At 64.4% G+C, this 6,452-nt stretch carries 5 protein-coding genes; 1 reads left to right on the top strand and 4 read right to left on the bottom strand.

The window, feature by feature from the left end; translation table 11 throughout:
• Window positions 1-24: 24 nt before the first annotated feature.
• The 3 genes from lspA to IVB31_RS08795 all read right to left on the bottom strand — a co-directional run bounded on the left by lspA (window position 25) and on the right by IVB31_RS08795 (window position 4,867).
• Entirely contained in the window at window positions 25-519 is a 495-nt protein-coding gene (gene lspA / locus IVB31_RS08805; RefSeq protein WP_247320846.1) for a signal peptidase II, read from the bottom strand.
• 157 nt (window positions 520-676) lie between these two features.
• Complete coding sequence (ileS, locus tag IVB31_RS08800; protein ID WP_247320844.1) at window positions 677-3,691, bottom strand: isoleucine--tRNA ligase; 3,015 nt, start codon at window positions 3,689-3,691, stop codon at window positions 677-679.
• 204 nt (window positions 3,692-3,895) lie between these two features.
• Window positions 3,896-4,867, bottom strand: coding sequence for a bifunctional riboflavin kinase/FAD synthetase (locus tag IVB31_RS08795; RefSeq protein WP_247320842.1), 972 nt, complete (start codon window positions 4,865-4,867; stop codon window positions 3,896-3,898).
• A 229-nt stretch (window positions 4,868-5,096) separates the two neighbouring features.
• Between IVB31_RS08795 and IVB31_RS08790 the strand changes: the two genes are divergently transcribed.
• A complete protein-coding gene (locus tag IVB31_RS08790; protein ID WP_007596883.1) occupies window positions 5,097-5,492 on the top strand; it encodes a response regulator in 396 nt (131 codons plus the stop codon).
• Window positions 5,493-5,593: 101 nt separating this feature from the next.
• Here the strand turns inward: IVB31_RS08790 and IVB31_RS08785 are convergent, their stop codons facing one another.
• Window positions 5,594-6,448: a TIGR01459 family HAD-type hydrolase gene (locus IVB31_RS08785; RefSeq protein WP_247320840.1), complete on the bottom strand. Its 855-nt coding sequence runs from the start codon at window positions 6,446-6,448 to the stop codon at window positions 5,594-5,596.
• Window positions 6,449-6,452 lie beyond the last annotated feature (4 nt).

Below are 6,452 nucleotides of genomic sequence, written 5' to 3'. Positions count from 1 at the left end.
CCTGCCGGTCCGTATCGGCCGGGATCAGGGCGCTTTTGCGGCGGGTACCCCCAGGAAGGAATCATACAATAGCGCCGCCACACCAGCAACGATGGCCACGTCCGCAAGGTTGAACACGTACCAATTATAGGTATTTCCGCCGATATTGATGTGAAACAGGGCGAAATCGACCACCGCGCCATAGGCGAGGCGGTCGATGCCGTTGCCGATGGCGCCGCCAATGATCAGGCCGAGCGCGATGGTTGCCAGCAGGGTGTGGGAGCGGGCCATCCAGATCGCCAGCGCAACCACCGCGAGGACCTTCACGGCCATCAGCGCCATTTGCGCAGCCTGACCGTCGTTCTGGAGCCAGCCGAAGCTGATGCCGATGTTCCAGGCCAGCACCAGGTCGAAGAACGGGGTCACCTCGACCGCGCCGCGACGGGCGAGGTCGAACACGTTCAGCAGCCAGAGCTTTGAGGCCTGGTCGGCCACGAGCGTGACCAGGGCCGCGAGGATGCCGGCACGGAGCGGGGTCATGGGCAGGCGGCCACAACACGCTCCGTCGTCGTCCTGGCGAAAGCCAGGACCCATACGCCGAGGCGGTCGTTGTTTGAAAGACTTGTGGTCATCAGCCTTCGGCGCAATTGGCGGCGGTGGTTATGGGGCCTGGCTTTCGTCAGGACGACGGTGAGACCTAGATGCTGACCCCCAGCGCCTTCCATTCGCGCAGCGCCTGGGCATCTCGCGGGGTGACGTCAGGATATTCGGGGTCTTCACCCACCATCGGCGAAATCTTCCAGGAACGGGCGCATTTGGTGCCGACCGCCTTCTCCACCACGACTGCGACGCCTGGAACGGCATCGAGACGGAATGCGGAAGCCGGCGCCTCGCCCTCGCGCACCTCGTAGTTCGAGGTGATGCAGATCTCGGCGAGGTCGGTGTCGAACAGCGTCGCCAGCACGTCGCGGTCGGCGACATAGATGACCGGCGATGCCTCCAGCGACGAGCCGATGTTCTTGGCGGCGCGTTCGAGCTCCAGCGCACCGGTAACGACGCGGCGGACGTTGCGGATCGTCTCCCACTTCGCGGCGAGCTTGTCGTCGCGGAGCTGCTCGATATCCGTGGGGAACAGGGTCAAATGAACCGACGGCTCCGCCTGCGGCCGGTACATCCGCCAGGCCTCGTCGGTCGTGAAGCTCAGGATCGGTGCGAGCCACTTCAGGAGGGCATCGCACAAGAGGTCGATCGTGGTCAGCGCGGCCTTGCGCGCCGGCGAGGACGGCGGATCGCAATACAGCGTGTCCTTGCGGATATCGAAGTAGAACGCCGACAGCTCCGAGTTCATGAAGGCCGCGAGGCTTGCCACGACGGTCTTGTAGTCGAAGGCGGCATAGGCCTTGCGAACGGTTTCGGCATGGCCGGCCAATTCGTGCAGCATCAGCCGCTCGAGCTCGGGCATCTCGGCATAAGCGACCTTCTCGCTCGCCTTGAAGTGATGCAGCGTGCCGAGCATCCAGCGCATTGTGTTGCGCAGCTTGCGATAGGTCTCGATGGTGTTCTTCAGGATCTCCGGGCCGATGCGCTGGTCGTCGGCATAGTCGGTGGCGCAAACCCACAGGCGCAGGATATCCGCGCCCGAATCCTTGATCACCTTCTGCGGCTCGACGGTGTTGCCGATCGACTTCGACATCTTGCGGCCGTTCTCGTCGAGCGTGAAGCCGTGGGTGAGCACGATGTCGTACGGCGCGCGGCCCCGCGTGCCCGCGCTCTCCAGCAGCGAGGAATGAAACCAGCCGCGGTGCTGGTCGCTGCCTTCGAGGTACATCACGGTGTCGCTGCCACCGTCGATCTTGCGGACGATGTTGCCGAGCTGCGGGAAGTTCTGCCGATCCTCGAGCACGAAGGCGTGCGTGGAGCCGGAATCGAACCAGACGTCGCAGATGTCGTCGACCTTCTTCCAGTCTTCGCTCGCACGCGACCCCAGGAAGCGCTCGCGGGCGCCGTCCATGTACCAGGCGTCGGCGCCTTCCTCCATGAAGGCCTCGGCGATGCGCTGGTTGACGATCTCGTCCTGCAGGATCTCGGCCGAGCCGTCGCTCGTCTCGCGCACGAACACGGCGATCGGCACGCCCCAGGCGCGCTGGCGCGAGATCACCCAGTCCGGACGATTGGCGATCATCCCGTTGATGCGGTTCTCGCCCGAGGGCGGCACCCATTGCGTGACCGAGATCGCCTGCAGCGCGCGGGCGCGCAGCGTGTCGCCCTTCTTCGCATGGCCATCCTCGCTGATGTCCTTGTCCATCGCGATGAACCATTGCGGCGTGTTGCGGAAGATCACCGGCTTCTTCGAGCGCCAGGAATGCGGGTATTGGTGCTTGAGGCGGCCGCGCGCCAGGAGCTTGCCGGCCTCGATCAGCGCCTTGATCACGGCCTCGTTGGCATCGCCCTTCTCGCCCTTGTCGTTGAGCACGCGCTTGCCGGTGAAGCCCGGGGCCTGCGCGGTGTAGGCGCCGTTCTCGTCGACGGTGTAGGGGATCGCGGTCGAGATGCCGCGCGCATCGAGCTCGCGGGTGTTGGCCATCCAGACGTCGAAATCCTCGCGGCCGTGGCTCGGCGCGGTGTGCACAAAGCCGGTGCCGGTATCGTCGGTGACATGCTCGCCGGCGAGCAGCGGTACGATGAACTCGTAACCGCCACTGAAGCCGCGCAAGGGATGGGCGCACTCCACGGCGTCCAGCGTGTCGCCGGGAATGTCGCGCACCTTCTCGTAAGACGTGACGCGCGCCTGCTTGAACACCTCTGCGGCGAGCGCATCGGCCAGGATCAGGAGATCGCCGGTCTTGGCCCAATTGTCCGCGGCTGCGTCCGTGACCTTGTAGAGGCCATAGGCGATCTTCGGCGAGAAGGAGATCGCGCGGTTGCCGGGCAGCGTCCAGGGCGTGGTGGTCCAGATCACGACGCAGGAGGAAGCAAGCGCGCCATGCGCGGGCGAGGTGACCGGGAATTTCACCCAGACCATGTCGGAGGTGTAGTCCTCGTACTCGACCTCGGCCTCGGCGAGCGCGGTCTTCTCGACCACGCTCCACATCACCGGCTTGGAGCCGCGATACAGCGTCCCGTTGGCGGCAAACTTCATCAGCTCGCGGGCGATCTGCGCTTCGGCGGGATAGCTCATCGTCTGATAGGGATGATCCCAGTCGCCGATGATGCCGAGGCGCTTGAACTCCTCGCGCTGCACGTTGATCCAGTGCGTGGCATAGGCACGGCACTCTTTCCGGAATGCCACCATCGCGGCGGAGTCGCGGAAATCGGGCTTCTGCTTGCCCTTGGAGCGGTAGTTCTCCTCCTCGATCTTCCATTCGATCGGCAGGCCGTGGCAGTCCCAGCCGGGCACGTAATTGGAGTCGAAACCGAGCATCTGCTGGCTCTTGGTCACGACGTCCTTGAGGATCTTGTTCAGCGCGTGCCCGATATGGATGTTGCCGTTGGCGTAGGGCGGGCCGTCATGCAGCACAAATTTGGCGCGGCCCCGGGCTTCCTGGCGCAACTTGTCGTAGAGGCCGATGTCGTTCCAGTATTTCAGCAGCTCCGGCTCGCGCTGCGGCAGGCCGGCGCGCATCGGGAAATCGGTCTGCGGCAGGAAGAGGGTTTTCGAATAGTCCTTGGCGTCGGATTTTTGGGCGTCGGACTTTTGCGGCTTTTCGGACATGGGGCTGACTGGCTCGGAAGGGCGCGGGAACGGATGGCGATGCGGAATCGCGGGGTGAAACGACGACATCCCGGTCTTGCGCCGAGCCAAAAGGCTCAGGCGGAAGCCGGGCCGCTAATCCTTATGATGCGCCGCGCAAACATGGGCTCTCCATAGCAGGGGGCTAAGGGAAGCGCAAAAGGTTCGGCGGCCCGGTTTTCGGCCTCAGCCGATCGTTCCCAACCGCGGAAACGCGTCCGGGGCGGCGGCCAGCATGGCGCGGGCGCGGGCGGAATCGTCGTCCATTTGGCGGATCAGGGGCTCCAGGCTGTCGAATTTCAGCTCCTCGCGGATGAAGCCGACGAAGGCGCAGTCGAGCATCTCGCCGTAAAGGTCGCCCTTGAAGTCGAACAGGAAGATTTCCAGCAGCGGCGCGCCATTATCAAAGGTCGGGCGGCGTCCGAAGCTGGCCACGCCGTCGAGGCGCTCGGCGCCGCGGCCGACCCGTACCGCATAGATGCCGTGCTTGAGGCCGCAATTGGCGTCGAGCCGGATGTTGGCGGTGGGATAGCCGAGGTTGCGGCCGCGCTTCTCGCCATGAATGACCTCACCGGTGATGAACCAGGGGGCACTCAGCATGGTGGTGGCCTCGTCGAGTTGGCCTTCGGCGAGTGCGATCCGGATCGCGCTGGAGGATACCGGCCGCTCGTCGATATCGACATGCGGCTGCACGTCGACCTCGATGCCGAGCCGGGGCGCCTCGTTGACCAGCAGGCTCGGCGAGCCGACGCGACCTTTGCCGAAATGGAAGTCGTAGCCGACGGCGATGCCGCTGACGCCCAGGCGTCCGATCAGCTCATGGTGAATGAAATCTTGCGCACTGGTCCCGGCGCGGGCCTTGTCGAAGGTCATGACCACGGCGCCGGCAAGCCCGGTGCCGGCCAAAAGCCGCAGCTTGGCCCGCTCGTCCGTCAGGCGAAATTGCGGGGTGTTGGGGCTGAAAAACCGCCGCGGATGCGGTTCGAAGGTGAGTGCCAACGCAGGGCGGCCATGCGTTCGGCCCATTTCCAGGGCCGCAGCGATGACGGCGCGATGGCCGAGATGAACGCCGTCGAAATTGCCCATGGCAACGACGGCGCCCGTTGGGATCACGGAGACCGGCGTGGTGTCGCGGATAACGGTAAAAGGCGGGGCCATCAGGGGAATTTCTCGAGCCGGCGGGACCGGCCGGGACCGTGGCGCGACCGGCCGGATGAAGTCAAGCGGGAGGGGGCGGCCGCATCGAATGCGATTTCAGTCCATCGGGGGTGTCCCCAGTTAACGCGCTGTTTAACGCCTTGGTGTTAGTCCTTGAGCGTGGAACCGCCGAGCTCCGGCCTGGCAGGTCCGATCGTAATATTTCCTGGTTTGCGTTGGGGGAGTCGAGATGGCGGTTGATTTGTCGATGTCGGTTCTGGTGGTGGACGACTACAGCACCATGATCCGTATCATCAGGAACCTCCTGAAGCAGCTTGGCTTCGAGAATATTGATGATGCCAGCGACGGTTCGGCAGCGCTGAACAAGATGCGCGGCAAGAAGTACGGGCTCGTGATTTCCGACTGGAACATGGAGCCGATGACGGGCTACGACCTGTTGCGTGAAGTGCGCGCGGATCCGAACCTCGCCACCACGCCCTTCATCATGATCACCGCCGAATCGAAGACCGAGAACGTGATCGCGGCCAAGAAGGCCGGCGTGAACAACTACATCGTCAAGCCGTTCAACGCGGCGACGCTGAAGACCAAGATCGAGGCGGTCTTCCCGGACATGGCGAGCGCGTAAGGCGCGATCGAAGCCATCAGTTGAATTCGGAAGGCCCGGGCGGTTGTCCCGGGCTTTCTGTGTTCGATGCTCCACGTCAATCCGGAATGACGATCAGCTCACTACCACTTCAGTTCGCGCATCAGCGCCTTTGGCGGATGGCCGAACAATTCCAGCACGGAGGCCGGGTCGAGCTGGTCGAGACCCTCGAACTCCTCGGCATGGATGCCACGGGTCACGAACAGGCAATCGATGCCGAATTCGCGCGCGCCGGTGAGGTCGGTCCGGACGGAATCGCCGATCGCGAGCACCTTTTTGCGATCGATCTGGTGGCCCTGGCGTTCGCCGGCGAGCGCCATCGCGCGCTCGTAGATCGGCCGGTGCGGCTTGCCGTAGAAGATCACCTCGCCGCCGAGCTCGCGATAGAGCTCCGCGATCGCGCCGGCGCAATAGATCAGCCGGTCGCCGCGTTCCACCACGATGTCGGGGTTGGCACAGACCAGCGTCAGCTTGCGCTCGCGCGCCTTCAGCATCATGCCGCGATAGTCTTCCGCCGTCTCGGTCTCGTCGTCGTAGAGGCCGGTGCAGACGATGTAATCTGCCTCCTCCAGCGGCGCGGTCACCGCATCGAGGCCGCGATAGATCGAGTTGTCGCGCTCGGGGCCGAGCCAGAACATCTTGCGGCCGGGATGCTCGGCGACATAGAGCCTCGTCAGGTCGCCCGAGGACACGATCGCGTCATAGGTCTCGTCGGCAACGCCGAGCTTGCGCAATTGCCGCTGCACGGAGTCTGCCGGGCGCGGTGCGTTGGTGATCAGGATCACCGTACCGCCGCGGCTGCGATAGGTGTGCAGCGCCTCGCAGGCTTCGGGAAAGGATTCGAGGCCGTTATGGACCACGCCCCAGATGTCGCTCAGCACGACGTCCACGCCACCCACGAGGTCGCGCAGGCTTTCGGCGAAATGCAGCGTGGTCATGATG

It is taken from the genome of Bradyrhizobium sp. 21, from assembly GCF_023073335.1.
Lineage (GTDB): Bacteria > Pseudomonadota > Alphaproteobacteria > Rhizobiales > Xanthobacteraceae > Bradyrhizobium.
Note: the sequence above shows the minus strand (reverse complement) of the source record. Positions and strands in the feature narration are given on the sequence as shown.

What these genes read in the sequence shown, in the direction of transcription:
- lspA (WP_247320846.1), bottom strand. Translation starts at nt 519, where the DNA reads ATGACCCCGCTCCGTGCCGGCATCCTCGCGGCCCTGGTCACGCTCGTG.
- ileS (WP_247320844.1), bottom strand. Translation starts at nt 3,691, where the DNA reads ATGTCCGAAAAGCCGCAAAAGTCCGACGCCCAAAAATCCGACGCCAAG.
- IVB31_RS08795 (WP_247320842.1), bottom strand. Translation starts at nt 4,867, where the DNA reads ATGGCCCCGCCTTTTACCGTTATCCGCGACACCACGCCGGTCTCCGTG.
- IVB31_RS08790 (WP_007596883.1), top strand. Translation starts at nt 5,097, where the DNA reads ATGGCGGTTGATTTGTCGATGTCGGTTCTGGTGGTGGACGACTACAGC.
- IVB31_RS08785 (WP_247320840.1), bottom strand. Translation starts at nt 6,448, where the DNA reads ATGACCACGCTGCATTTCGCCGAAAGCCTGCGCGACCTCGTGGGTGGC.